Raw genomic sequence first — 25,137 nt, forward strand, 5'->3', positions numbered from 1 at the left:
AACATTTGTCTGCAATCGGTACTGTGCTCCTTAGAAAGGAGGTGATCCAGCCGCACCTTCCGGTACGGCTACCTTGTTACGACTTCGTCCCAATCGCCAGTCCCACCTTCGACAGCTCCCTCCCTTACGGGTTGGGCCACCGGCTTCGGGTGTTACCGACTTTCGTGACGTGACGGGCGGTGTGTACAAGGCCCGGGAACGTATTCACCGCAGCAATGCTGATCTGCGATTACTAGCGACTCCGACTTCATGGGGTCGAGTTGCAGACCCCAATCCGAACTGAGACCGGCTTTTTGAGATTCGCTCCACCTCACGGTATCGCAGCTCATTGTACCGGCCATTGTAGCACGTGTGCAGCCCAAGACATAAGGGGCATGATGACTTGACGTCGTCCCCACCTTCCTCCGAGTTGACCCCGGCGGTCTCCTGTGAGTCCCCATCACCCCGAAGGGCATGCTGGCAACACAGGACAAGGGTTGCGCTCGTTGCGGGACTTAACCCAACATCTCACGACACGAGCTGACGACAGCCATGCACCACCTGTATACCGACCACAAGGGGGGCACTATCTCTAATGCTTTCCGGTATATGTCAAGCCTTGGTAAGGTTCTTCGCGTTGCGTCGAATTAAGCCACATGCTCCGCCGCTTGTGCGGGCCCCCGTCAATTCCTTTGAGTTTTAGCCTTGCGGCCGTACTCCCCAGGCGGGGAACTTAATGCGTTAGCTGCGGCACCGACGACGTGGAATGTCGCCAACACCTAGTTCCCAACGTTTACGGCGTGGACTACCAGGGTATCTAATCCTGTTCGCTCCCCACGCTTTCGCTCCTCAGCGTCAGTAATGGCCCAGAGATCCGCCTTCGCCACCGGTGTTCCTCCTGATATCTGCGCATTTCACCGCTACACCAGGAATTCCGATCTCCCCTACCACACTCTAGCTAGCCCGTATCGAATGCAGACCCGAGGTTAAGCCTCGGGCTTTCACATCCGACGTGACAAGCCGCCTACGAGCTCTTTACGCCCAATAATTCCGGACAACGCTTGCGCCCTACGTATTACCGCGGCTGCTGGCACGTAGTTAGCCGGCGCTTCTTCTGCAGGTACCGTCACTTTCGCTTCTTCCCTGCTGAAAGAGGTTTACAACCCGAAGGCCGTCATCCCTCACGCGGCGTCGCTGCATCAGGCTTTCGCCCATTGTGCAATATTCCCCACTGCTGCCTCCCGTAGGAGTCTGGGCCGTGTCTCAGTCCCAGTGTGGCCGGTCGCCCTCTCAGGCCGGCTACCCGTCGTCGCCTTGGTGGGCCATTACCCCACCAACAAGCTGATAGGCCGCGGGCTCATCCTTCACCGCCGGAGCTTTCAACCCCTGCCCATGCAGGCAGGAGTGGTATCCGGTATTAGACCCCGTTTCCAGGGCTTGTCCCAGAGTGAAGGGCAGATTGCCCACGTGTTACTCACCCGTTCGCCACTAATCCACCCCGAAGGGCTTCATCGTTCGACTTGCATGTGTTAAGCACGCCGCCAGCGTTCGTCCTGAGCCAGGATCAAACTCTCCATGAATGTTTACCCGTAATCGGGTGCACACATCACGTAGAGCGGGCCAGTCATGGTCGGAATAAGACCGACTGACCACTGCGTCCTCGCTGTGTAATTGCCTGCAAGCACCCCGAAACGGAGCCTCACAGGTCTTTTTCAAAGGAACCTCATCCACCGAAGTGGACGGGGTATCAACTTTTGGCGTTGATTTTTGGCACGCTGTTGAGTTCTCAAGGAACGGACGCTTCCTTTGTACTCACCCTCTCGGGCTTTCCTCCGGGCTTTCGTTCTGTGTTCTTGCGTTTCCGACTCTATCAGACTCTTTCGGGCCCGATTTCCTCGGCGCTTTCCAGGTTCTGCGCTTTCGCGCTTTCCCTTTCCGGCGATTCCGACTCTATCAGATCCTTTTCCATGTCGTTTCCGACTTGGACTTGGAATTCCGATGGCCTTCGGAGGGCCTTTCCCTTTCGGGCGGAACAGACTTTATCAGGTCTCCCTGGGTCTTGATTCCCGCCCTCCCCCAGACTTCGTCCGGGGGACCCCCAACATGACTCATCCGAGCACACGTGTGTGCCCGGGTGCCGTGCGAGGTGGAGACGTAAACGTACTGGAGCGGGGCCCCCGGATGCAAATCCGGTTGCCCCGCTCCGGTGACGTCGGCTACGGCGAGGGGATCAGACCTCGACGACGACGGGGAGGATCATCGGGCGGCGGCGGTAGCTGTCCGACACCCACTTGCCCATCGTGCGGCGGATGAGCTGCTGGATCTGGTGCGGCTCGGCCACGCCGTCGGAGGCGGCACGGGCGATGGCCTCTTCGATCTTCGCCACCACCGGGCCGAAGGCCGTGTCCTCGATGCCGGACCCGCGGGCCTGGATGTTCGGGCCGCTGACGACCTTGCCCGTGGTGCTGTCGACCACCACGTAGACCGAGATGATGCCCTCTTCGCCGAGGATCCGGCGGTCCTTGAGGTGGACCTCGGTGACGTCGCCGACCGAGAGGCCGTCCACGTACACGTATCCGGCCTGGACCTTGCCGGAGATCCGGGCCTTGCCGTCGATCAGGTCGACGACCACGCCGTCCTCGGCGATGACGATCCGGTCCTTCGGGACGCCCGTCAGGGCACCGAGCTCGGCGTTGGCGCGCAGGTGGCGCCATTCGCCGTGGACCGGCATCAGGTTCCGCGGCTTGCAGATGTTGTAGAAGTACAGCAGCTCGCCCGCGGAGGCATGGCCCGAGACGTGCACCTTGGCGTTGCCCTTGTGCACGACGTTGGCGCCCCAGCGGGTCAGGCCGTTGATCACGCGGTAGACCGCGTTCTCGTTGCCCGGGATCAGGGACGACGCCAGGATCACGGTGTCGCCGGGGACGATCCGGATCTGGTGGTCGCGGTTGGCCATGCGGGACAGGGCGGCCATCGGCTCGCCCTGGGAACCCGTGCACACCAGGACGACCTCGTGGGCCGGCAGGTCGTCGAGGGTCTTGACGTCCACGACGAGACCCGGCGGGACCTTCAGGTAGCCCAGGTCACGGGCGATGCCCATGTTGCGGACCATCGAGCGGCCGACGAAGGCGACCCTGCGGCCGTACTCGTGGGCGGCGTCGAGGATCTGCTGGATGCGGTGCACGTGGCTGGCGAAGCTCGCCACGATGATCCGGTTGTGGGCGTTCGCGAAGACCGTGCGCAGGACGTTGGAGATCTCGCGCTCGGGCGGTACGAAGCCCGGGACCTCGGCGTTCGTCGAGTCGGAGAGGAGGAGGTCGATGCCCTCCTCGCTCAGACGCGCGAAGGCGTGCAGGTCCGTGAGGCGGCTGTCCAGCGGCAGCTGGTCCATCTTGAAGTCGCCGGTGGCGACGACCAGGCCCGCAGGGGTCCGGATCGCGACGGCCAGGGCGTCGGGGATGGAGTGGTTGACGGCGATGAACTCGCAGTCGAAGGGGCCGAGGCTCTCGCGCTCGCCTTCCTTCACCTCGAGGGTGTAGGGGCGGATGCGGTGCTCCTGGAGCTTCGCCTCGATGAGGGCCAGCGTCAGCTTGGAGCCGATCAGCGGGATGTCCGGCTTCTCCCGGAGGAGGTAGGGGACGGCGCCGATGTGGTCCTCGTGGCCGTGCGTGAGCACGATGCCGTCGATGTCGTCGAGGCGATCCCGGATGGACGTGAAGTCCGGCAGGATCAGGTCGATGCCCGGCTGCTCCTCCTCGGGGAAGAGGACGCCGCAGTCGACGATCAGCAGGCGGCCGTCGAACTCGAAGACGGTCATGTTGCGACCGATCTCGCCGAGACCACCCAGAGGGGTGACCCGCAGGCCGCCCTTCGGGAGCTTCGGCGGCGGACCGAGTTCAGGATGCGGATGGCTCAAAAGTGTCTCCTCACCACACACGCCACGTACCTCGGAAGGCACGTGGCGTGTATGTCATTCGTGCTCTTGCTGTTGTCTGTTTCGGTCGTGCTTATTCAGTTGTGAAGTCTGTTGTCAGAGCTGTACCCCGCCGGCGGCGAGATCGCGCTTGAGCTGCGCCGTCTCTTCGGCGGTCAGCTCGATCAGCGGGAGCCGCAGCGGGCCCGCGGGCAGGCCCTGCAGGTTCAGCGCGCCCTTGGTGGTCATCACGCCCTGGGTGCGGAACATGCCGGTGAAGACGGGGAGCAGCTTCTGGTGGATCTCGGTCGCCTTCTGGACGTCTCCGCCCAGGTGGGCCTCCAGCATGGCGCGCAGCTCGGGGGTGACCACGTGGCCGACCACGGAGACGAAGCCCACCCCGCCGACCGACAGGAGCGGCAGGTTCAGCATGTCGTCACCGGAATACCAGGCCAGGCCGCTCTGTGCAATGGCCCAGCTGGCGCGGCCGAGGTCGCCCTTGGCGTCCTTGTTGGCAACGATACGGGGGTGCTCGGCCAGCCGGACCAGGGTTTCGGTGTCGATCGGGACACCACTGCGGCCGGGGATGTCGTAGAGCATGACCGGCAGACCGGTCGCGTCGGCGATCGCCGTGAAGTGCCGGTAGAGGCCCTCCTGCGGCGGCTTGCTGTAGTACGGGGTCACGGCGAGCAGGCCGTGGGCGCCCGTGCGCTCGGCCTGGCGGGCGAGCTCGAGGGTGTGGCGGGTGTCGTTCGTACCGATGCCGGCGACCACGTGGGCGCGGTCTCCGACGGCTTCGAGGACGGCTCGTACGAGGTCGTTTTTCTCCGCGTCGGTGGTGGTCGGCGACTCACCGGTGGTGCCGTTGACGATCAGGCCGTCGTTGCCTGCGTCCACCAGGTGGACGGCGAGCCGCTGCGCGCCGTCGAGGTCGAGTGCGCCATCCGCCGTAAACGGCGTGATCATGGCGGTGAGGACCCGCCCGAAGGGGGTCTGCGGAGTCGAGATCGGAGCCATGGGTAACACGCTACTCGCTGCCATGCTCGACATGTCCCCTCGGGGGACGTGGGTCCGAGTGTTGGACGCCGGCACTGCCTGCTCGGGGGTTCAAGCAGTGCCGGGTCCGTTTGATCAGCCTAGATGAACTTTACGAAACGTCGCAATACGGACACTTGGGACTTGACTCCGCACATGTGTGCGTCAGGCATACAACAGGCCTTACGGGGCAACGCGGCCGTTGCCGTTGAAGGCCGCGTACGTGAGCGGCATGAGCTTCGCCCAGTGCTGCTCCATCTTCTCGCCGACCATCTCGATCTCCCGCTGCGGGAAGGACGGGACCTTCGCGAGCTCGTGCTGCGTGCGCAGACCGAGGAAGTGCATCAGCGAGCGCGCGTTGCAGGTGGCGTACATCGAGGAGAAAAGACCGACCGGCAGGACCGAACGGGCAACCTCACGGGCCACGCCCGCGGCGAGCATCTCCTGGTAGGCCTCGTACGCCTGCCGGTACGAGTCCTCCATGACGCGGCCGGTCAGCTCCTGCTGCGCCTCGGTGCCCTCGACGAAGACGTACTTGCCCGGGCGGCCCTCCTGGACGAGCTTGCGCTCGGCGTCCGGGACGTAGAAGACCGGCTCGAGCTCCCTGTAGCGGCCGGATTCCTCGTTGTAGGACCAGCCGACGCGGTGCCGCATGAACTCCCGGAACACGAAGATCGGGGCGCTGATGAAGAAGGTCATCGAGTTGTGCTCGAAGGGGCTGCCGTGGCGGTCGCGCATCAGGTAGTTGATGAGGCCCTTGGAGCGCTCCGGGTCCTTCTGCAGCTCCTCCAGGGACTGCTCGCCGGCCGTGGAGACCCGGGCGGCCCACAGCACGTCGGAGTCGGAGGCGGAGTGCTTCACCAGCTCCACCGTCACGTCACTGCGGAAGCTGGGTTTCAGATCTGAAGCGGCGGTCTCGCTCACCGGGGGTCCTTCCAAACGTGCGTCCTGGGGCGCGCCCACTCTACGTCGCCGCCCGCGGCCCGCCGTGCAGGGCCGCTCGGGACCGCGGTCGTCCCGCGGAGCTGACGCGGCGCCAAAAAACTTGGTGAATATACCGAAATCGGGCACCGATTGAGCGGTTCGGACGTCCTACCGGGTAGAACCCACGCCCAGCCGCCACAGCCACCGCCGCCCCCGGGCCCCGACCGTCAGGAGAGTCCCTCTCATGTTCAGCCGGCGCGAACCCGTCCCGTTCGCCTTCGTCGCCGAGGCCGACCGCTTCCGCAGCAACGTCACTCCGCCGCCGCGCGAGCGCCTGAGCAAGACCCAGCTCGCCGCCCGTAGTCTGGTCGGGCTGACCGTGGTTGCCGGGCTGGCCGGCTCGCTGGTCTTCGGCATGCCCGCACTGCAGCCGAGCAAGGCGCCGGAGAAGTCGCAGCAGTCGGAGGCCTCCCAGGGGCGGTAGCCTCACGGTCACAGCCCAACCGAACGTGCATGTGAGTGAGGTCCAGCCGTGCCCCTGCCCTTCCTGACTGCCGACGGTGTGTCCGACGCGGATGACGACGGCGACGAGCTGCAGGCCCATGCCGACCACGACCGCTGGCGACGGCCCTACCGGCCGGGCCCCTGGCGGGTGGGCATCGCCGCCCTGCTGCTCCTGCTGTCCGCCTTCATGCTGCTGTCCACGATGATCGTCGCCTTCGCCGGCGGCTGGGGCGGGGCCGGGGTCTGCCTCGCCGCCGCCCTCGCCGTCATCGGCTCGGCGCTGCGGCTGCTGCGCGCCGGCGTGTGGGTGAGCCGTGCGGGACTGCGCCGGGTGGGGTTCTTCGGGACCCGCTCGATCGCGTGGAGCGAGATCGCCGAGCTCCGCACGGTGCAGCAGCCGGTGCGCTGGCTCGGACTGCCGAGGACCGTACAGGGGCAGGCGCTGACCGTGGCCACGCGCGACGGCGCGGAGGTGCCGGCGCTGCTGACCGACCACAACGCCGATTTCCTGTCGCGGGCCGAGGCCTTCGACCGGGCCGCCGACACGGTCGCGGCCTGGGCCGACGAGTACCGGCCCGTGCCCGCCTGATCCGGCGCCGAGCGCGCACGCGAAGCCCGTACCGGTATCAGACCCGTACGGGCTTCGTCTCGTGCAGGGCGATCGCCCGCTGCATGGCCTTGCGCGCCCGCGGGGTGTCGCGGGCGTCGTGGTAGGCGACGGCGAGGCGGAACCAGCTGCGCCAGTCCCCCGGCGCGTCCTCGGTCTCGGCCTTGCGGCGCGCGAAGACCTCGTCGGCGGAGTCCCGCAGGATCCGGCCGTACCGGTCCCGCTCCAGCTCGTCCACGGGCAGTCCGCCCTCGGCCTCCAGCTCGGTCGCGAGCTGGTTGGCCCTGGTGACGAACTGCGTGTTCTTCCAGAGGAACCAGACGCCGATGACCGGCAGGATCAGCACGGCCGCCCCGAAGGTGACGGTGAGCCAGGTGCCCTGCCGGATCAGCATCAGGCCCCGGCTGCCGACCAGGACGAAGTAGACCACCAGGACGGCGGCCGTGAGGAAGTACGTGATCTTCGCGCGCATGGGAGTACTACCGGATCAGCCGAGGTCGAGGAAGTGTTCCAGGCCGAAGGTGAGGCCCGGGGTCTGCGTCACGCGGCGCGCGCCGAGCAGGATGCCCGGCATGAAGCTGCTGTGGTGCAGAGAGTCGTGACGGATGGTCAGGGTCTCGCCCTCGCCGCCGAGGAGCACCTCCTGGTGGGCCAGCAGGCCGCGCAGGCGGATGGCGTGCACCGGGACTCCGTCGACGTCCGCGCCGCGGGCGCCGTCGAGTGCGGTGGCGGTGGCGTCGGGCTGGGCGCCGAGGCCGGCCTCGGCCCGGGCGGCCGCGATGAGCTGCGCCGTACGGGTCGCGGTGCCCGAGGGGGCGTCGACCTTGTTCGGGTGGTGCAGCTCGACGACCTCGACGGACTCGAAGTAGCGGGCGGCCTGGGCGGCGAACTTCATGGTCAGGACGGCGCCGATGGAGAAGTTCGGCGCGATGAGCACACCGGTCCCCGGGGAAGCGGCGAGCCAGGTGTTCAGCTGGGCGAGGCGGTCCTCGGTCCATCCGGTGGTGCCGACCACTCCGTGGATGCCGTGGCGGATGAGGAAGTCCAGGTTTCCCATGACCGAGGCGGGGGTGGTCAGCTCGACCGCGACCTGGGCGCCGGCCTCGGCCAGCGTCTCCAGCTTGTCGCCGCGGCCGAGGGCGGCCACCAGCTCCATGTCGGCGGCGGCCTCGACCGCCTTGACCGCTTCGGAGCCGATGCGGCCCTGTGCGCCGAGGACTGCCACGCGCAGCTTGCTCATGTTGCTTGCTTCCTTACGTGCGTACGGGACTAGGCGACCGCTTCGTCGAGACGGGCTGCCTGCTTCTCCTTCAGCGGGCCGATCACTGCGAGCGAGGGCCGCTGGGCCAGTACATCCTGTGCGACCGAGCGGACGTCGTCCGGGGTCACGGAGGCGATCCGGGCCAGCATGTCGTCGACCGACATCTGGTCGCCCCAGCACAGCTCGCTCTTGCCGATGCGGTTCATGATCGCGCCGGTGTCCTCCAGGCCGAGGACGGTCGACCCGGAGAGCTGGCCGATGGCCCGCTTGATCTCCTCGTCGGCGAGTCCGTCCGTGGCGACCTTGTCGAGCTCGTCGCGGCAGATCCGGAGCACGTCGTGGACCTGGTTGGGGCGGCAGCCCGCGTAGACGCCGAACAGGCCGGTGTCGGCGAAGCCCGAGGTGTACGAGTACACGCTGTAGGCCAGACCGCGCTTCTCCCGGACCTCCTGGAAGAGGCGGGAGGACATCCCGCCGCCGAGGGCGGTGTTCAGCACGCCCAGTGCCCAGCGGCGCTCGTCGGTGCGGGCGAGGCCGGGCATCCCGAGAACCACGTGGGCCTGCTCGGTCTTGCGGTTGACCAGCTCGACGCGGCCGGAGGTGCGGATGCGCTTGCTGCCGGAGCGCGGGCCGATCGGCTCGGCGTCGGTGCGGGTCAGCGCGCCGGCCTTCTCGAAGGCGGCGCGGACCTGGCGTACGACCTTGTTGTGGTCGACGTTGCCGGCGGCGGCCACCACGAGGTGGGTCGGGTCGTAGTGCTTCTTGTAGAAGCGGCGGATCCGGTCGGCGCCGAGCGCGTTGATCGTGTCGACGCTGCCGAGGACGGGGCGGCCCAGGGGGGTGTCCCCGTACATGGTCTGCGCGAACAGGTCGTGGACCATGTCGCCCGGGTCGTCCTCGGTCATCGCGATCTCTTCGAGGATGACTCCGCGCTCGGCGTCGACGTCCTCCTCGCGGATCAGCGAGCCGGTGAGCATGTCGCAGACCACGTCGATGGCCAGCGGCAGGTCGGTGTCGAGCACCCGGGCGTAGTAGCAGGTGTACTCCTTCGCCGTGAAGGCGTTCATCTCTCCGCCGACCGCGTCGATCGCGGAGGAGATGTCGAGGGCGCTGCGCTTGGCGGTGCCCTTGAAGAGGAGGTGCTCCAGGTAGTGCGTGGCGCCGTTCAGCGTGGGCGTCTCGTCACGGGAGCCGACGTGCGCCCAGATGCCGAAGGTGGCGGAGCGGACGGAGGGCAGCGTCTCGGTGACGATGCGCAGTCCGCCGGGCAGGACGGTGCGCCGGACGGTGCCGATGCCGTTCTGCCCCTGGAGAAGGGTTTGGGTACGGGCGACGGCCCGCCCCTCCGAAGAGGGGCGGGCCGTCACACGGGAACTACGCGACATCACTTGTCGGAGTCGTCCTTGTCAGCGTCGTCGCCGGCAGCCTCGCCGTCGATCACGGGGATCAGGGAGAGCTTGCCGCGCGAGTCGATCTCGGCGATCTCCACCTGGACCTTGGTGCCGACCGCGAGCACGTCCTCGACGTTCTCCACGCGCTTGCCACCGGCGAGCTTGCGGATCTGCGAGATGTGCAGCAGGCCGTCCTTGCCGGGCATCAGGGAGACGAAGGCACCGAAGGTGGTGGTCTTGACGACCGTACCCAGGTAGCGCTCGCCGACCTCCGGCATGGTCGGGTTGGCGATCGAGTTGATCGTGGCACGGGCGGCCTCGGCCGCCGGGCCGTCGGAGGCACCGATGTAGATGGTGCCGTCGTCCTCGATCGTGATCTCGGCGCCGGTGTCCTCCTGGATCTGGTTGATCATCTTGCCCTTGGGGCCGATGACCTCACCGATCTTGTCCACCGGGATCTTGACGGTGATGATCCGCGGGGCGAACGGGGACATCGCGTCGGGCGTGTCGATCGCTTCCATCATCACGTCGAGGATGTGGAGGCGGGCGTCGCGCGCCTGCTTGAGGGCGGCGGCCAGAACCGAGGCCGGGATGCCGTCGAGCTTGGTGTCCAGCTGGAGCGCGGTGACGAACTCCTTGGTGCCGGCGACCTTGAAGTCCATGTCGCCGAAGGCGTCCTCCGCACCGAGGATGTCGGTGAGGGCGACGTAGTGGGTCTTGCCGTCGATCTCCTGGGAGATCAGACCCATGGCGATACCGGCGACGGGGGCCTTGAGGGGCACACCGGCGTTCAGCAGCGACATGGTGGAGGCGCAGACCGAGCCCATGGACGTCGAACCGTTGGAGCCGAGGGCCTCGGACACCTGACGGATCGCGTAGGGGAACTCCTCGCGGGTCGGGAGGACCGGCACGATGGCGCGCTCGGCGAGCGCGCCGTGGCCGATCTCGCGGCGCTTGGGCGAGCCCACGCGGCCGGTCTCACCGACGGAGTACGGCGGGAAGTTGTAGTTGTGCATGTAGCGCTTGCGGGTCACCGGGGAAAGGGTGTCCAGCTGCTGCTCCATACGGAGCATGTTGAGGGTGGTGACGCCCAGGATCTGGGTCTCGCCACGCTCGAACAGCGCCGAGCCGTGCACGCGCGGGATGGCCTCGACCTCGGCGGCGAGGGTACGGATGTCCGTGATCCCGCGGCCGTCGATGCGGACCTTGTCCTTGATGACGCGCTCGCGCACCAGGGCCTTGGTCAGGCTGCGGTAGGCGGCGGAGATCTCCTTCTCGCGGCCCTCGAAGGCCGGGAGGAGCTTCTCGGCGGCGATCTCCTTGACGCGGTCCAGCTCGGCCTCGCGGTCCTGCTTGCCCGCGATGGTCAGCGCCTGGGAGAGGTCACCCTTGACGGCGGCCGCGAGGGCCTCGTACACGTCGTCCTGGTAGTCCAGGAAGACCGGGAACTCGCCCTCGGGCTTGGCGGCCTTGGCGGCCAGGTCGGCCTGGGCCTTGCAGAGGACCTTGATGAACGGCTTCGCGGCGTCGAGACCCGCGGCGACGATCTCCTCGGTCGGCGCCTGGGCGCCGCCCTTGACGAGGGCGATGGTCTTCTCGGTGGCCTCGGCCTCGACCATCATGATCGCGACGTCGCCGTCCTCCAGGACGCGGCCCGCGACGACCATGTCGAAGACGGCGTCCTCGAGCTCGGTGTGCGTCGGGAAGGCCACCCACTGGCCGCGGATCAGCGCGACGCGGACGCCGCCGATCGGGCCGGAGAAGGGCAGACCGGCCAGCTGGGTGGACGCGGACGCGGCGTTGATCGCGACGACGTCGTACAGGTGGTCGGGGTTGAGCGCCATGATCGTGGCGACGACCTGGATCTCGTTGCGCAGGCCCTTCTTGAAGGACGGGCGCAGCGGGCGGTCGATCAGGCGGCAGGTGAGGATCGCGTCCTCGGAGGGCCGGCCCTCGCGGCGGAAGAAGGAGCCGGGGATCTTGCCGGCGGCGTACTGCCGCTCCTCGACGTCCACCGTCAGGGGGAAGAAGTCGAGCTGGTCCTTGGGCTTCTTCGACGCGGTGGTGGCGGAAAGCACCATCGTGTCGTCGTCCAGGTAGGCAACGGCGGAGCCGGCGGCCTGGCGGGCCAGACGGCCCGTCTCGAAGCGGATGGTGCGGGTGCCGAAGGAACCGTTGTCAATGACGGCCTCGGCGTAGTGGGTCTCGTTCTCCACTAGCGTTTTCTCCATTTTCGTCGTCTCCGTCCGCCGCCCGTGTGGCGGTGGACGGTTGCGGAGAAGCGCTCCTGGCGTGCGGGCCGGTCTTCGATCGAAGCATCCGGTTCGTTGCCCCTGGGGCATTCCGGGTGCCACTACCGAGGACCGGCGGCGTCGGGAGGGCGCTCCTCCTCTTCAGTTGTGCGCGTCTGCCTCAGACGCGCACGTGCGGCCTTTCCAGACTACAAAGGGTCCGGTCCGGTCCGCACGTACAGCAAAGGGAGCGGCCCCCGGATGTGGGAACCGCTCCCTCCACAGCGCTTTACTTGGCGCCGGCCGCACCGCGGCGGATGCCGAGGCGCTCGACCAGCGCACGGAAGCGCTGGATGTCCTTCTTGGCCAGGTACTGCAGCAGGCGGCGACGCTGGCCGACCAGGATCAGCAGACCACGACGGGAGTGGTGGTCGTGCTTGTGCGTCTTGAGGTGCTCGGTCAGGTCCGAGATGCGGCGGGAGAGCATCGCGACCTGGACCTCGGGAGAGCCGGTGTCGCCCTCCTTGGCACCGAACTCGCTGATGATCTGCTTCTTCGTAGCGGCGTCGAGCGGCACGCGTACTCCTCGTTTAGGTCTTCAGTGCCACCGAGTGCCCCAGGTCGAATTCTCTGGGGATCTTCCGTAACTCGGGAGGCGAGGTCCGCTGAGCGCAGTCCACAGACCCTCTGTCGAGGAGTCCGGGGGACGCGTACACAAACGGCCGTCACACAGCGTACCAGGCTGCCGGGACGCGGCGTCTCAGCTGGTGAGAGCGCGGGCCCGGGAGTAGACGTCCAGCACGGCCAGGGCCAGCGGGACCAGGCTCAGCAGGACCGCCGCCTCGGTGAGGTCGAGCAGCCTTCCCCAGAAGGGTGACAGACCCTTGCGCGGGATGACAAGCGCAATTCCCGCGAGGAGGGCCGCGCCGGCCGAGACGGCGGCGGTCAGCCAGATCGTACGGAGGTCCATGCCGCTGTGGTCCTGCTTCAGGACCAGGGCTTCGATCAGGTCGGCCGGCGGGTGCAGGGCCAGGCCCAGGATCAGCAGCGCGATGGCGACGAGGCCGGCGGCGAGGGCGCACACCACCTGGGAGGTGTAGCGGAAGAGCCGGGCGCGCAGCAGCATGGCGAGGCCGGTGGCGAGCGCGAGCAGCCTGCCCCAGGTGTTGTCGGAGAAGCCGAGGACGGCGGCGGCCCCCACGGCGACCGCGGCGCAGCCGCCGACCAGGCCGAGCAGCATCTCGTGGCCGCGGCGGGCCTGGGCGGCGATCTGCTCGGCGTCGAGGGTGGCGCCCGGGTCGTGCTGGTCGGTGCCGGGCCGGTCACCGTACGGCTCGGTCTCGTAGCGGTCCGGGGTCTCGTAATCCTCGGTGGCGCTCTGCGGGGCGGCGTAGCCGATGGGCAGGCGGGCGAAGCGGGCGGAGAGGCCGGGGAGGAAGGCGACGAGGCCGATGGCGACGGGTGCGCAGGCCGCTGCGGTGGCGGTCGCGGAGGCGCCGGTGGCGATGGCCGTGAAGGTGGCCAGCGTGCCGGTGGCGGCGACGAAGGTGGCCGCGACGAAGGGGGCGTCGCCGCTGGGGGTGAGCGCGACCAGCGCCACGGAGGCGACGAGGACGCAGACGCAGCCGAGCAGGAACTGGAGGCGGCCGGGGCCCTGGCCGGCGGCGGGGGCGATGATCCCGGAGCCGGCGATCAGCAGCTGCGGCAGGGCCGCGAGGCCGAGTGCCACGGCGGAGCCCCGGTCCCGGTAGACGCGGGCGCGGACGCCGGCCACGGCGGTGAGCAGGACTCCGACGGCGCCCGCGATGATCCCCGGCAGCCCGTGCATGTCGTGGCGCAGGGGGTCGGCGTACCAGAGGACGAAGCCGAGCATGACGAGGAGCAGTGCGGCGCCGGCCAGGCCCGCGCCGCGCAGCATGTCGTCGCTCCAGCGGTGCCGGTCGCGGACGACGGCCGAGGCGACGGCGTCGGAGACGTCGTCGAAGACGGCCGGCGGCAGGGACTCGGCGAAGGGGCGGAGGCTGAGCACCTCGCCGTCGAGGACCTGCTGGGCGGCGAGGGTTCGGGCGCCGTCGAGGACGGTGCCGGAGCGGCGTACGAGGTGGAAGCCGGTGGGGGCGCCGACGGGCTGGGTCTGGCCGGTGAGGCGCAGCAGCTCGGGATAGACGTCGGCGACGGCGATGTCCTCGGGGAGGGCGACGTCGATCCGGCTGTCCGGGGCCACGACGGTGACCCTGCAGAAGCCCGTCGTTGCGGCCGTACTCACCTGTGTGACCCCCCGTGTTGGTGCCCGCGGCGGCGGACGATTCGCGGATGCGCATACTGCGCGCGCCACCCTACCGGGCGTCTGCCCGACAGTCGGCAAGTAGGATCACCGACGCGTGGAGGAGACCCCCTCCCCGCCCGGGACTTGGGGGCGCCGGTTGCGGTGTCCCGTCCGTTTTCGAGGGATTGATGCTCCGGTGAGCCAGATCGTCGTCAAACGCCCGCCGCGGTCCCTGCCGCCCGAAGTGCCTTCGGACGAGCTGCGGCTGGAGGCACCGCCGGAGCTACCGCGGGGGCAGCAGGAGGGCATGCTGATGCAGCTCCTGCCGATGCTCGGCATGGGCTCCTCCGTCGTGTTCTTCTTCATGCCGGGTGCTGCGCCGTTCATGCGCATCATGGGTGTGCTGATGCTGGTGTCGACGGTGGCGATGGTGGTCGCGCAGCTCGTGCGGCACCGCCGGGGTACGCAGGGGCAAATGGCCGATGTGCGCCGGGACTACCTCAAATACCTTGCGCAGACGCGTCGTCAGGTACGCCGGACCGCGCGGGCGCAGCGCGACGCGCAGCTGTACCTGCACCCGGCTCCGGAGCAGTTGTGGTCGGTGGTGGCCGAGGGTTCGCGGCTGTGGGAGCGGCGGGTCGGTGACGCGGACTTCGGTCAGGCGCGGCTCGGGCTGGGCTCGCAGCGCCTGTCGACGGCGCTGGTGGCGCCGGACACGGCGCCGGTGGACGAGCTGGAGCCGTTGACTGCGGGCGCGATGCAGCGCTTCCTGAAGGTGCACTCCTCGCTGGACGGGCTGCCGATGGCGGTGTCGATCCGGGCGTTCTACCACGTGACCGTGTCGGGTGAGCCGGAGTCGGCGCGCGGTGCGGCGCGGGCGCTGGTGGCGCAGCTGGCGACGCTGCACTCCCCCGAGGACCTGGTGGTGGCCGTGGTGGCCGCGCCGGGTGCGGTGCCGTCGTGGGACTGGACGAAGTGGCTGCCGCACGCGCAGGTCCCGGGGCAGGTGGACGGGGCCGGTACGAAGCGGCTGTTCGGCGACGACCTGGGTGAGCTCGAGGGGCTGCTGGCACCCCGGCTGGAGGGGCGGCCGCGGTTCAGCCGTGACGTGTCCCCGGTGCTGGACCAGCCGCACCTGGTGGTCGTGCTCGACGGCGGAATGGTGCCGCCGGACTCGGTCTTCGCGGCGGCCGAGGGTTTGCAGGGCGTCACCATCGTCGAGGTGGTCGCGGGCGAGCTGGACGAGCCGCGCGGCGGGCTGTCGGTCGTGGTGCGACCGGGCCGGCTGCGCCTGGAGTCGGGCGCGGGCGTCGCGTACGAGGGCACGCCGGACACCCTGTCGCTGCCGGCCGCGGAGGCGCTGGCCCGTCAGCTGGCCCCGCTGCGCACGGGCGGCGGGGACGACGACGAACCGCTGCTGGCCAACCTGGACTTCACGGATCTGCTGAACCTGGGGGACGCGGCCGCGGTGGACGTGGCGCGGACCTGGCGGCCGCGGTCGGCCGGTGAGCGGCTGCGCGTGCCGATCGGTGTCGGCGAGGACGGCGCTCCGGTGATGCTGGACCTCAAGGAGGCCGCGCAGGAGGGCATGGGGCCGCACGGCCTGTGCGTGGGCGCGACCGGTTCCGGCAAGTCGGAGCTGCTGCGCACGCTGGTGCTGGGTCTGGCGGTCACGCACACCTCGGAGACGCTGAACTTCGTCCTCGCCGACTTCAAGGGCGGTGCGACCTTCACGGGCATGGGGCAGATGCCGCACGTGGCGGCGGTCATCACCAACCTTGCGGACGACCTCACGCTCGTGGACCGGATGGGCGACTCGATCCGGGGCGAGCTGCAGCGCCGTCAGGAGCTGCTGCGCTCGGCGGGCAACTACGCGAACATCCACGACTACGAGAAGGCGCGCGCGGCGGGTGCTCCGCTGGAGCCGCTGGCCTCGCTGGTGCTGGTCATCGACGAGTTCAGCGAGTTGCTGACGGCGAAGCCCGACTTCATCGACATGTTCATCCAGATCGGCCGGATCGGCCGGTCGCTGGGCGTGCACCTGCTGCTGGCCTCGCAGCGGCTGGAGGAAGGCAAGCTGCGCGGGCTGGACACGTACCTCTCGTACCGGATCGGTCTGCGGACCTTCTCGGCGGCGGAGTCACGGACGGCGATCGGTGTGCCGGACGCCTACCACCTGCCGTCGGTGCCCGGTTCGGGCTATCTGAAGTTCGGTACGGACGAGATGACCCGGTTCAAGGCGGCGTACGTCTCGGGGACCTACCGCTCGGGCGGGCCGGACCTGTCGGTGGGCCTGTTCCCGGTGGAGCGGCGGCCCGCGCTGTTCACGGCGGCTCCGGTGCCGGTGGTGTACGCGGCCCCCGACCCGGCGTATCTGGCGGCGCAGTCGGCGCGGGAGGACGACGCGCTCGCGGACACGGTGCTGGACGTGATCGTGAGCCGGCTGGAGGGGCAGGGGGTGCCGGCGCACCAGGTGTGGCTGCCGCCGCTGGACCAGGCTCCGCCTTTGGACCAGTTGCTGCCGGCGCTGGCGCCGAGCACGGAGCGCGGGCTGCACGCGGACGGGTACACGCGCCCCGGCGGGCTCGTCGTGCCGCTCGGCCTCATCGACAAGCCGTTCGAGCAGCGGCGCGAGGTGCTGTACCGGGACTTCTCGGGTGCGGCGGGCCACATGATGGTGGTCGGCGGTCCGCAGTCGGGCAAGTCCACGCTGATGCGGACGCTGATCTCCTCGTTCGCGCTCACGCACACCCCGCGCGAAGTGCAGTTCTACGGACTGGACTTCGGCGGTGGCAGCCTGTCCTCGATCGCCGAGCTGCCGCACGTGGGCGGGATCGCCTCGCGGCTGGACCCGGAGCGGGTGCGCCGTACCGTCGCGGAGGTGGGGGGCATCCTCAACCGCCGCGAGGAGTTCTTCCGCTCGAACAACATCGACTCGATCGGCACCTACCGGCGCCGGCGGGCGGCGGGCGACCTGCCCGGTGAGCCGTGGGGCGACGTGTTCCTGGTCATCGACGGCTGGGGCGGCTTCCGCGGCGAGTACGAGGGCCTGGAGCAGGTGGTCACGGACATCGCGGCCCGCGGTCTGGGCTACGGCATCCACGTGGTGATCACCGCGGCGCGGTACATGGAGGTCCGCTCGGCGCTCAAGGACCAGATGCTGAGCCGGCTGGAGCTGCGGCTCGGCGACGTCATGGACTCGGAGTTCGACCGGAAGGTCGCGGCGAACGTCCCCACGGGGATGCCGGGCCGCGGCCAGGTGCCGGAGAAGCTGCACTTCCTGGGCGCGCTCCCGCGGATCGACGGCTCGCACGACGCGGCGGACCTGTCGGAGGCCACGGCCGCCTTCGTGGACGCGGTGAAGCGCCACTGGGCGGGGCCCGCGGCCCCCGGAGTGCGGCTGCTGCCGCGGCTGCTCCACGCCGACCAGCTGCCCAGGGGCGGGAACCACCCGGGCCGCGGGATCGCGATCGGCATCGACGAGACGGACCTGGAGCCGGTGTTCGTCGACTTCGACTCCGACCCGTTCCTCCTGGTCTTCGGCGAGAGCGAGTCGGGCAAGACGAACCTGCTGCGGCTCATCACCCAGCAGATCGCGGAGCGGTACACGCCGGAGCAGGCGCGCCTGGTGGTGGGCGACTACCGGCGGAGCCTGCTCGGGGCGCTGCCGGAGGCACACCTGCTGGAGTACGCGCCGATGGCGAGCTCGCTGCAGATGCACATGGAGGCGCTGGGCGGGGTGTTCTCCCGCCGCCAGCCGCCGAACGACGTCACTCCGCAACAGCTGCGCGACCGCAGCTGGTGGACGGGGCCGGACGTGTTCATCGTCATCGACGACTTCGACCTGGTGGCCACGAGCCAGGGCAATCCGCTGGCGCCGCTGGTGGACTTCCTGCCCTTCGCCCGGGACACGGGCGTGCGCTTCATCATCGCGCGGAACTCGGCGGGTGCCTCGAGGTCGATGTACGAGCCGTTCATGCAGCGGATCAAGGAGCTGGGCGCGCAGGGCGTCGTGCTGTCCGGCGATCCGTCCGAGGGCGACCTGGTCGGCAACGTGCGGCCGCGTCCGATGCCGCCGGGCCGGGCGTACTTCGCCTCGCGCAGGCGGGGCACCTCGCTGGTGCAGCTCGGGCGGATGCCGGGAATGTGAGGAAACCGGTTCCCCTCGGCGGCGCAGCACCGATAATCGGCGGTGAAGACCGCGCCACCGAGGGGAAAGGCCGCACATGGGCACCCAGCAGGAGAAGGACGAGCTGTACGCGCTCGACATCAGCGGCGTGGAGTGGGAGGGCCCTCCCGGGACCAGCCCCGACGAGGAGCGGGTCGAGATCGCCCGGCTGCCCGAGGGCGCGGTGGCCATGCGGTCCTCGCTGGACCGGGACACGGTGCTGCGGTACACCAAGGCCGAGTGGGACGCCTTCGTACTCGGGGCCCGGGACGGCGAGTTCGACCTCGACCGCCACCGGCCCTGAGACGGGCGGCGGTACGCCGAAGGGGCGCGCCCGGTGCGGGCGCGCCCCTTCGTACGTGGTGTACCGGGCTCAGTAGGCCTCGGTGAACAGGCGCGAGGCCTTCACGTCGGTGGCGCGGTAGTCGCCCTTGCCCTGCTCGATGAGCTTGGCGACGGTTTCCAGCTTCTTCTGCATCTCGTCGGCGATGCGCTTGTACTTGTTCTGGAGGGTGACGTACTCGCGGTGCGCCTCACCGTCCCAGGTGTCGGTCACCACCTTCACGGCCTGCTCCATCTCGTTCAGGTCCTTGATGATGTTGTTCGACACGACGCGGATGCGGTCCGCCATCTGCTGAACGGTCTCGTACCGTACCCGGGTGTTGCCGTCATTTCCCGACATGATCTTCTCCTTCGCGCTGGTGGTGGCTGGGAACGACGCCGGTCAGATGCCCTCGAGGCCGGACCGGCCGCCGCCCGCACCGCCGGAGGGGGCGACCGCCCGGAATGCAGCGCGTACGTCCTCGTCCTGGGCGTTGCTCAGGTTCTTGGTCTGCGAGACCGCGTGGTGCAGGACCCCGAGCAGCCGGCGGATCTCGTCGTGTTCCGTGTTGAGGTCCGTCTGGGCCTTCGCGAAACCTGCGGCACCGACACCCGTCCAGCCCGCGCTGACGGTGGCGATGATGTCGGCCAGCTCGCGGGCCTGGGTGGTGACGGCGTTGGCCGTCTCGCCGATCCTGTTGGCCGCCTTGACGACCGGATCGTCCGCGAGTCCGAAATTATTCGTCATCCGAAGCTCCTCACTTCTCAATTCGCCGGCAGAACCGGCGGATTGCGTGGCGGAGCGGACGTTCCCGGCGCGGTTTTGAGTCACGCGCCCCGGACATCCCCCTCCGCTTCACGCGATCCCCCGATCACATTCGTGAAGCCTGCCGTCACTCTAGTCAGTTCAGCCTCACGGCCCAACACCAGTGGGTTGCTTCCGTAGATGAACTGTGACCGTTCACTGCAAACGGCGTCTGCGGCTGCGTGCGTCCCGGATGACGGTCGCCGTCCCCGCGATGACGGCGATGAGGACGGCGCCGATGCCGAGAGCGTACGTGCCGAACCGCTCCTCCCGCTCCTGGGCCGTCTCGGTGAGCCGGAGCGCGGCCGCCTCCGGGGCGGCCGCCGGGGGCGGGCCGGGGTCCGGGACGGGTGCCTTCGGGACCTCGCGGTCCTGGCTGAGCGCGCGCACCGGGTCGACGATGCCCCAGCCGACGTAGTCGTCGCGGCCCTTGACCGAGCGTTCGGCGGTGTTCTGGATCTGCCAGACGATCTGCTGCGCCGACCAGTCCCCGTGCTTGGCGCGGAGCAGGGCGGCGACCCCGGCGACGTACGGGGCGGAGAAGCTGGTGCCGTTGTCGATGCACTGGCCGAAGCCCGGGACCGTGGAGACCATGTCGACGCCGGGCGCCGCCACCCCGATGAAGTCGCCGGGCTGGGAGAAGGCGGCCCGCTCGTTGTTGCGGTCCGAGGCGCCCACCGCGAGCACGCCGGGGAAGGCCGCCGGGTAGGTCTTGCGCTTCTCGCCGCTGATGCCGTCGTTGCCCGCCGAGGCCACCACCACGACCTTGGCGTCGACGGCCTTCTGCACGGACTTGCCGAGCTCGGAGTCCGCGGTCAGCGGTACGTCGGTGTCCTGGGAGATGTTGATCACCTGGGCGCCCTTGGCCACCGCGTGGTCGATCGCCTGGCTCAGCGAGAGGGCGTTGCCCTTGCCCTGCCCGTCGTTCTGCCGGATCGGGATGATCGTGGCGTCGGGGGCCAGCCCGACGAAGCCGGTGCCCTCCTGGGGGCGGGCCGCGATCAGTCCGGCGACCTTGGTGCCGTGGCCGACGGTGTCGGTGGTTCCGTCGCCGCCCTTGGGATCGATCAGGTCCTTGCCGGCGCCGACGTCGAGGGCGCCGCTGAGCTGGGGGTTCGCCCGGTCCACACCGGTATCGATGACCGCGACGCGGACGCTGTTGCCGTTCTTGTCCTTGCCCTTGGTGTGCGCCCACAGCTCGTCGAGGAGCAGCCGCTGGAGGGCCCAGGGGCGGTCCTCGATCTGCTTCTTCATGGGGAAGGTGCACTCGCCGGCGCCGTCGAGACGCAGGGCGTACGGGGGCTGCGGCGCGGCGGGCCCGGCGGTGGCGGGCGCGGCGGCGCAGACCCCGGCGAGGGCGAAGGCGGCGGCGAGCAGGGCGTGCGGCCGCTGCGGGAGCTGGGTCATCGGCGGCTTCCTCACGAACCCTGCGGCTGGCGGGCGGAGTTGGTGTCCAGCCGCGGGCCCTTGGAGAGGAACTCCGACCAGGCGATGGGCACCATGGCCGGTGCCACGCCCGCGTAGCCGAGCCGGATCTGCGCCTGGCTGGGCTCGGGGGCCCCGGGGGCACCCGCCGTGCCGCCCTTCGCCTGCTGGTCGGGGGCGCCGATCTTCGACTGCTCGGCGTCACTGTCGCCGTTGGCCTGGACGGCGTACCGCAGGCCCGTGTCGGTGACCAGGAAGAGGGAGCCGCCGGCCGTCGTCTGCTTGCCCTGGACCTGCGTGTAGAGCAGCCCCGAGCCCGGGGTGACGTACGCGCTGGTGCCGCTGGCGGTGATGTCGATGGGGAAGCCGGTGCCGGCCCAGGTGCTCAGCGTCTGGTTGCCCTGGCCGTCGACCGCGCGCAGGACGTTGCAGACGGTGTCGCGGCCGCCGGGGCCAGTGGCCTGGGCTCCGGGTGCCGGTGCGCTCTGGTTGACCCGTTCCGCCTTCTTCTGCGGCCACTTGACGTCGCCGGCGAAGGGGGCGGGATCCGGGCTGAGGGCCTGGAGGTCGACCTCGCGGGCCTTGCCGTGCATGTTGAGGCCGTCGGTCGCGGGCGCGGAGATCAGCAGCCAGGCGACGAACTCGGAGACCGGCGCGACCTTCCCGGGCAGGACCACGTAGTGCTGGGTGCCGGAACCCGTCTGGGCCGTCAGGACCATGCCGACCTTGTTGTCGGCGGTGACCAGGCCCTTGACGTCGGCGTTGGCGCCGGCCTTGCCGGGCAGCTGCGGGAAGGCCAGGTCGTCACCGGAGTTGAGGGTCGCCAGCCACTGCTCGGTGACCTGCTGCGGGGTGGCGCTCGTGCCGACCAGGGCGTTGGTCATCGTCCCCGCGGCCGCAGTGCCCTCCGGGAACTTGTACTTCGTGCCCGCCGCGTCGACCAGGTAGCGCTCCTTGCCCGCGCCGGTGCTCTGCACGTACAGCGTCTGGGTGTCGGTGAGCCTGCGCTCGTCGTCCGTCAGGTGCGCCTCGCGGTCGGCGAGCACGAAGGTGGCGGTCTGCACCCCGCGGCCGTTGCCGCCCGGCTGCTGACAGACGGCCCAGCGCTTGGCCTTGGCCGCGTCCTCCTTGGCGGGGAGCCGGTCGGGGGCGTAGGGGATGCCGATGATGGGGCCGCGCGGCGGCTTGCCCGCGTCCAGGACCTTGTCGTCGACCTGGATCACCTTGAACTTCGAGGGGTCCAGCAGCAGTCGGGCGGAGGCGAGGTTGAGCACCGGGTGCAGCCGGGTCTGGTCCTTGCCGTTCACCTTCGTCGTCAGGACCACGTACCGGGTCGTCGACTGCTTGCCGACGAGCACCTGGGTACCGGCGTCCGCCCAGCCCTTGGGGGCCGTGGGCTTGAACATGCCCCAGGCGCCGAAGGCGGCGAGCACGACCGCGGCGACGATCACGCCCGGGACGACCGCGCGCAGCGGGCGCGGCGCGCCCTCCTCGGTGCCCGTCGCGGACGGCTGGAGGAACGCGGCCACCGTGCGCCGCTTCGCAAAGGTGTACGCGTTGAGCTCATCACGTCGTGATGCCATGACCGCCTGCTTCTCCCCGCACGGCCCGGTCGGTGAGTACGGTCCCCGAGCCTCGATTGTCGGACCGGGCACCTACTATGCCTCTTGACCGACGGTATGCAGGGGCCGGGTAGGGTGAGGGTGCCGCTCAGCGCCTTCCACACCGGGGTAATCAGGGCTCGTTGGGGTGGATTGGGGAGATTCCGGGATCGCGCGGCTGCCGTCGCGCAGTGCCGGAACTCACGGGGTCTGGGCACCGAAAGGGGAAGTGCGCGAGTGATGGCAACGGCAACGCAGCCGCAGACCGGCGCGGCCGCACCCGCACACGGCGGGGTGACGCCGCATCCGAAGTCGAGCCCCGGCCGGTTCGGTCCGTTCCGATTGCAACAGCTCGTACTGCTTCAGGTGGCCGCGGCCGTCCTGTTGGTGGCCTGGGTGGTCGAACCGATGCTGCTGGTTCCCGCCGGTGTCCTCGCGCTCGTCCTGGTGGTGCTCGCGGTCGTACGCCGGCACCAGCGCTCCCTGCCCGAGTGGATCGGCGGTGCGCTCGCGCTGCGCGCGCGACGGCGCCGGGCCGCGTCCCTGACCGTGCCCGCGGGCACGGAGCCCGGGCTGGCGCCGCTCGTCGAGGCCGATCCGGCGCTGCGCACGCTCACGTTCAACGACCGCGACCGGCGGCCGGTCGGCATGATCGGCGACGGCACCTTCCTGACCGCGGTCGTCCAGGTGGACACGGACGCCACCGCACTGCGGCCCGACCGGGGGGCGCGGCCGCTGCCGCTGGCCGTCGTACGGGACATCCTCGAAGTGGACGGCATCCGGCTGGAGTCCGCGCAGCTGGTGCAGCACACCCAGCCCGCGCCGGCCCCGCACCTGCCCGCCCAGTCGATGGCCACGCGCAACTACGCGCCGCTGCAGGCCCGGACCGGCACCCCGGCGGTGCGGCTGACCTGGATCGCGCTCAAGCTCGACCCGGAGCTGTGCCCCGAGGCGGTCACCGCGCGCGGCGGCGGGCTGGCGGGTGCCCAGCGGTGTGTGGTGCGCGCGGCGGACCAGTTGGCGAGCCGGCTGGCCGGGGCCGGGTTCAAAGCCAGTGTGCTGACCGAGCAGGAACTCACGGCGGCCCTGGCCACCTCCTCGTGCGCGAACCCGATGGCCATCACCCAGGCCGGGCGGTCGGCCAGCACGGGGCGGCGTACGGAGGAGACCCCGCGGACCTGGCGCTGTGACGACCGGCGGCACACCACGTACTGGATAGGCCGCTGGCCGCAGCTGGGCGGCGCGGGGGCGGCGGCGCTGCCGCAGTTCGTGGCGCTGCTGACCTCACTGCCGGCTCTCGCGACGAACTTCAGCCTGACGATCGCCCCGGCGGAGCGCCAGGGCGTGACGCTGACCGGACACGTCCGGGTGACGGGGCGCAGCGACGAGGAACTGGTCGCCGCCCGGCGGGAGTTGGAGCGGACGGCGCGGGGCGTGAAGACCGGGCTGGTCCGGCTCGACCGTGAACAGGTACCGGGGCTGCTGGCTTCGCTGCCGCTGGGAGGGGCGCGATGAGGGGCGGTTTCGGGCTGGTCGGCCCGCGTCGGGAACGGCACGTGGTGCCCGCCGTGGACCTCGACGCCCTCGCGCTGCCCGTCGGGGACGACGGGGTCGTCATCGGCGTGGACGCCGAGGGGCGGCCGGCGGTGCTCGGCGTCAACCGGCCGACCCCGTACGAGGTGACCCTGATCGGCGGTCTGTGGACGGCGCAGGTGCTGGCGCTGCGCGCGGCGGCCACGGGTGCGCGGGTGGCGGTGGAGACGGGGCGCGGGCACGTGTGGTCCGGGCTGGCCCAGGCGGCGGGCGGCGGGCAGCAGTGCGTGACCCTGCACGAGGTGGGCCGGGTGCCCCCGCAGGGCGCGTCGGCGGGCAGCCCGGTGCTGGTGATCCGGGACTGCGGGATGCGGCCGCCGCGCGGGCGCGTGGTGGCCGGGCCCTGGCAGTCGGTGCTGACGCTGCTGCCGTACCTGAGCCCGACGGCGCCGCGGTTGCTCCAGCAGTCGTCGCTGGTGGGCGTGCAGCGGGTGTCGCCGGACGAGGCGGAGCAGATCGGCCGGCTGATGAGCCTGCCGCGGCCCGCGGTGGATTCCCTGCCGACACTGGGCGACGGGGTGACGCTGTGGTGTACGCCACGGGACCGGCAGTTCGTGATGACCCAGGGGACGGAAGCGGAGACGGGCCTGTTGGGCCCGGCCCGGCGGATCGACTGAGCGCCGGCGGGGCAGACGGGGGCGGACACCGGTACCGGGCCGCGATTAGGCTGAGCGTGGGCGCGGCGTCGAGGTGGGCGCCGGACCAGTGTTCGACAGACCAGGAGGACCAGTGAGCGGCGATCGGAACGAGAGGCGCGGCGGGACGTGGGACGTCCCGACGGACGATCAGTCCGACGCGGAGCCCGAGCTGACGGGCGAGTTCACCATCGACTACACCCCGCCGGCCTGGTACACCCAGGGCGCGGCTCCGGCCGCGCAGGTACCGGGGCTGCCCGAGGGCAGCGGCTTTGAACCCCACCGCCCGTCGGACGTGGCCTCGCCTCCGACGATGCGGATCGCGCCGCCGGCCCCGCGGACCCCGTCCGACGGCTCGGGCATGCCCACGCCTCTGACGACCCCGGCTCCGGCTCCGGCCGAGTCGACTCCGGTCGACGCGGCCCCCGCGCCGGCCCCGGCTCCGGTCGAGGCGGCTCCGCCGTTCCAGGCCCCGGCC

The 25,137-nt window shown here is 70.0% G+C and carries 20 protein-coding genes, 1 rRNA gene and 1 pseudogene; 7 read left to right on the forward strand and 15 right to left on the reverse strand.

What is annotated here, in order from left to right; genetic code table 11:
* Window positions 1-34 precede the first annotated feature (34 nt).
* The 4 genes from OHA89_RS11335 to thyX all read right to left on the reverse strand — a co-directional run bounded on the left by OHA89_RS11335 (window position 35) and on the right by thyX (window position 5,851).
* Window positions 35-1,559 (reverse strand): 16S ribosomal RNA (locus OHA89_RS11335).
* Between the two features lie 650 nt (window positions 1,560-2,209).
* On the reverse strand, window positions 2,210-3,895 hold the full coding sequence (locus OHA89_RS11340) for a ribonuclease J (RefSeq protein ID WP_215148813.1): 1,686 nt from the start codon (window positions 3,893-3,895) through the stop codon (window positions 2,210-2,212).
* 114 nt (window positions 3,896-4,009) lie between these two features.
* On the reverse strand, window positions 4,010-4,909 hold the full coding sequence (dapA, locus tag OHA89_RS11345) for a 4-hydroxy-tetrahydrodipicolinate synthase (RefSeq protein ID WP_406366066.1): 900 nt from the start codon (window positions 4,907-4,909) through the stop codon (window positions 4,010-4,012).
* 201 nt (window positions 4,910-5,110) lie between these two features.
* Window positions 5,111-5,851: an FAD-dependent thymidylate synthase gene (gene thyX / locus OHA89_RS11350; protein WP_215148809.1), complete on the reverse strand. Its 741-nt coding sequence runs from the start codon at window positions 5,849-5,851 to the stop codon at window positions 5,111-5,113.
* Window positions 5,852-6,095: 244 nt separating this feature from the next.
* On the opposite strand from thyX, the gene OHA89_RS11355 reads away from it, so the two are divergent.
* Both OHA89_RS11355 and OHA89_RS11360 read left to right on the forward strand, forming a co-directional pair.
* Window positions 6,096-6,335, forward strand: a complete 240-nt coding sequence (locus tag OHA89_RS11355) for a hypothetical protein (RefSeq protein WP_215148807.1) — start codon at window positions 6,096-6,098, stop codon at window positions 6,333-6,335.
* Between the two features lie 48 nt (window positions 6,336-6,383).
* Window positions 6,384-6,944: a PH domain-containing protein gene (locus tag OHA89_RS11360; protein WP_257553922.1), complete on the forward strand. Its 561-nt coding sequence runs from the start codon at window positions 6,384-6,386 to the stop codon at window positions 6,942-6,944.
* A gap of 37 nt (window positions 6,945-6,981) precedes the next feature.
* Here OHA89_RS11360 and OHA89_RS11365 read toward each other — a convergent pair whose 3' ends face one another.
* The 6 genes from OHA89_RS11365 to eccD all read right to left on the reverse strand — a co-directional run bounded on the left by OHA89_RS11365 (window position 6,982) and on the right by eccD (window position 14,111).
* Window positions 6,982-7,434, reverse strand: a complete 453-nt coding sequence (locus OHA89_RS11365; RefSeq protein ID WP_266614653.1) for a hypothetical protein — start codon at window positions 7,432-7,434, stop codon at window positions 6,982-6,984.
* Window positions 7,435-7,449: 15 nt separating this feature from the next.
* Complete coding sequence (gene dapB, locus OHA89_RS11370) at window positions 7,450-8,202, reverse strand: 4-hydroxy-tetrahydrodipicolinate reductase (protein ID WP_215148801.1); 753 nt, start codon at window positions 8,200-8,202, stop codon at window positions 7,450-7,452.
* Window positions 8,203-8,231: 29 nt separating this feature from the next.
* Window positions 8,232-9,611, reverse strand: a complete 1,380-nt coding sequence (locus OHA89_RS11375) for a pitrilysin family protein (RefSeq protein ID WP_215148799.1) — start codon at window positions 9,609-9,611, stop codon at window positions 8,232-8,234.
* Window positions 9,608-11,830: a polyribonucleotide nucleotidyltransferase gene (locus OHA89_RS11380; protein ID WP_257559306.1), complete on the reverse strand. Its 2,223-nt coding sequence runs from the start codon at window positions 11,828-11,830 to the stop codon at window positions 9,608-9,610. The genes OHA89_RS11375 and OHA89_RS11380 overlap by 4 nt, the downstream gene beginning before the upstream one ends.
* Before the next feature lie 304 nt (window positions 11,831-12,134).
* Window positions 12,135-12,422 (reverse strand): 30S ribosomal protein S15, encoded by a 288-nt coding sequence (gene rpsO / locus OHA89_RS11385; RefSeq protein ID WP_215148797.1) that lies wholly within the window; start codon window positions 12,420-12,422, stop codon window positions 12,135-12,137.
* Between the two features lie 183 nt (window positions 12,423-12,605).
* Window positions 12,606-14,111, reverse strand: coding sequence for a type VII secretion integral membrane protein EccD (gene eccD, locus OHA89_RS11390; RefSeq protein WP_266614656.1), 1,506 nt, complete (start codon window positions 14,109-14,111; stop codon window positions 12,606-12,608).
* A gap of 196 nt (window positions 14,112-14,307) precedes the next feature.
* Between eccD and eccCa the strand changes: the two genes are divergently transcribed.
* Together eccCa and OHA89_RS11400 are read left to right on the forward strand one after the other, a co-directional pair.
* A complete protein-coding gene (gene eccCa / locus OHA89_RS11395; RefSeq protein WP_406366071.1) occupies window positions 14,308-18,261 on the forward strand; it encodes a type VII secretion protein EccCa in 3,954 nt (1,317 codons plus the stop codon).
* A 76-nt stretch (window positions 18,262-18,337) separates the two neighbouring features.
* Window positions 18,338-18,583 carry a DUF397 domain-containing protein gene (locus OHA89_RS11400; RefSeq protein ID WP_215148791.1) on the forward strand — a complete coding sequence of 82 codons (246 nt, stop codon included), beginning with the start codon at window positions 18,338-18,340 and terminating at the stop codon, window positions 18,581-18,583.
* Window positions 18,584-18,652: 69 nt separating this feature from the next.
* Here the strand turns inward: OHA89_RS11400 and OHA89_RS11405 are convergent, their stop codons facing one another.
* The 4 genes from OHA89_RS11405 to eccB all read right to left on the reverse strand — a co-directional run bounded on the left by OHA89_RS11405 (window position 18,653) and on the right by eccB (window position 22,413).
* A complete protein-coding gene (locus OHA89_RS11405; RefSeq protein WP_215148789.1) occupies window positions 18,653-18,961 on the reverse strand; it encodes a WXG100 family type VII secretion target in 309 nt (102 codons plus the stop codon).
* A 42-nt stretch (window positions 18,962-19,003) separates the two neighbouring features.
* Entirely contained in the window at window positions 19,004-19,348 is a 345-nt protein-coding gene (locus OHA89_RS11410) for a WXG100 family type VII secretion target (RefSeq protein ID WP_215148787.1), read from the reverse strand.
* Between the two features lie 213 nt (window positions 19,349-19,561).
* Complete coding sequence (mycP, locus tag OHA89_RS11415) at window positions 19,562-20,812, reverse strand: type VII secretion-associated serine protease mycosin (protein WP_266614660.1); 1,251 nt, start codon at window positions 20,810-20,812, stop codon at window positions 19,562-19,564.
* 11 nt (window positions 20,813-20,823) lie between these two features.
* Window positions 20,824-22,413: a type VII secretion protein EccB gene (gene eccB, locus OHA89_RS11420; RefSeq protein WP_266614662.1), complete on the reverse strand. Its 1,590-nt coding sequence runs from the start codon at window positions 22,411-22,413 to the stop codon at window positions 20,824-20,826.
* A 258-nt stretch (window positions 22,414-22,671) separates the two neighbouring features.
* Between eccB and eccE the strand changes: the two genes are divergently transcribed.
* The 3 genes and pseudogenes from eccE to OHA89_RS11435 form a co-directional block, all read left to right on the forward strand.
* A complete protein-coding gene (gene eccE / locus OHA89_RS11425) occupies window positions 22,672-23,946 on the forward strand; it encodes a type VII secretion protein EccE (protein WP_266614664.1) in 1,275 nt (424 codons plus the stop codon).
* Window positions 23,943-24,641 (forward strand): hypothetical protein, encoded by a 699-nt coding sequence (locus OHA89_RS11430; RefSeq protein ID WP_215148779.1) that lies wholly within the window; start codon window positions 23,943-23,945, stop codon window positions 24,639-24,641. Before eccE ends, OHA89_RS11430 begins: the two co-directional genes overlap by 4 nt.
* 112 nt (window positions 24,642-24,753) lie before the next feature.
* Window positions 24,754-24,831 (forward strand): annotated as a pseudogene (locus OHA89_RS11435) (hypothetical protein); the annotation flags it as partial.
* Window positions 24,832-24,854: 23 nt separating this feature from the next.
* On the opposite strand, the gene OHA89_RS11440 reads toward OHA89_RS11435, so the two are convergent.
* On the reverse strand, window positions 24,855-25,022 hold the full coding sequence (locus OHA89_RS11440) for a hypothetical protein (RefSeq protein ID WP_406366074.1): 168 nt from the start codon (window positions 25,020-25,022) through the stop codon (window positions 24,855-24,857).
* Window positions 25,023-25,137 lie beyond the last annotated feature (115 nt).

This window comes from Streptomyces sp. NBC_01546 (assembly GCF_045208355.1).
Lineage (GTDB): Bacteria > Actinomycetota > Actinomycetes > Streptomycetales > Streptomycetaceae > Streptomyces.

Excerpts from the sequence above, each read along its gene's own strand:
- dapA (WP_406366066.1), bottom strand. The coding sequence starts at position 4,909 with ATGGCTCCGATCTCGACTCCGCAGACCCCCTTCGGGCGGGTCCTCACC.
- OHA89_RS11355 (WP_215148807.1), top strand. The coding sequence starts at position 6,096 with ATGTTCAGCCGGCGCGAACCCGTCCCGTTCGCCTTCGTCGCCGAGGCC.
- OHA89_RS11365 (WP_266614653.1), bottom strand. The coding sequence starts at position 7,434 with ATGCGCGCGAAGATCACGTACTTCCTCACGGCCGCCGTCCTGGTGGTC.
- dapB (WP_215148801.1), bottom strand. The coding sequence starts at position 8,202 with ATGAGCAAGCTGCGCGTGGCAGTCCTCGGCGCACAGGGCCGCATCGGC.
- OHA89_RS11400 (WP_215148791.1), top strand. The coding sequence starts at position 18,338 with ATGGGCACCCAGCAGGAGAAGGACGAGCTGTACGCGCTCGACATCAGC.
- OHA89_RS11405 (WP_215148789.1), bottom strand. The coding sequence starts at position 18,961 with ATGTCGGGAAATGACGGCAACACCCGGGTACGGTACGAGACCGTTCAG.
- OHA89_RS11410 (WP_215148787.1), bottom strand. The coding sequence starts at position 19,348 with ATGACGAATAATTTCGGACTCGCGGACGATCCGGTCGTCAAGGCGGCC.
- mycP (WP_266614660.1), bottom strand. The coding sequence starts at position 20,812 with ATGACCCAGCTCCCGCAGCGGCCGCACGCCCTGCTCGCCGCCGCCTTC.
- eccB (WP_266614662.1), bottom strand. The coding sequence starts at position 22,413 with ATGGCATCACGACGTGATGAGCTCAACGCGTACACCTTTGCGAAGCGG.
- eccE (WP_266614664.1), top strand. The coding sequence starts at position 22,672 with ATGGCAACGGCAACGCAGCCGCAGACCGGCGCGGCCGCACCCGCACAC.
- OHA89_RS11430 (WP_215148779.1), top strand. The coding sequence starts at position 23,943 with ATGAGGGGCGGTTTCGGGCTGGTCGGCCCGCGTCGGGAACGGCACGTG.
- OHA89_RS11440 (WP_406366074.1), bottom strand. The coding sequence starts at position 25,022 with ATGCCCGAGCCGTCGGACGGGGTCCGCGGGGCCGGCGGCGCGATCCGC.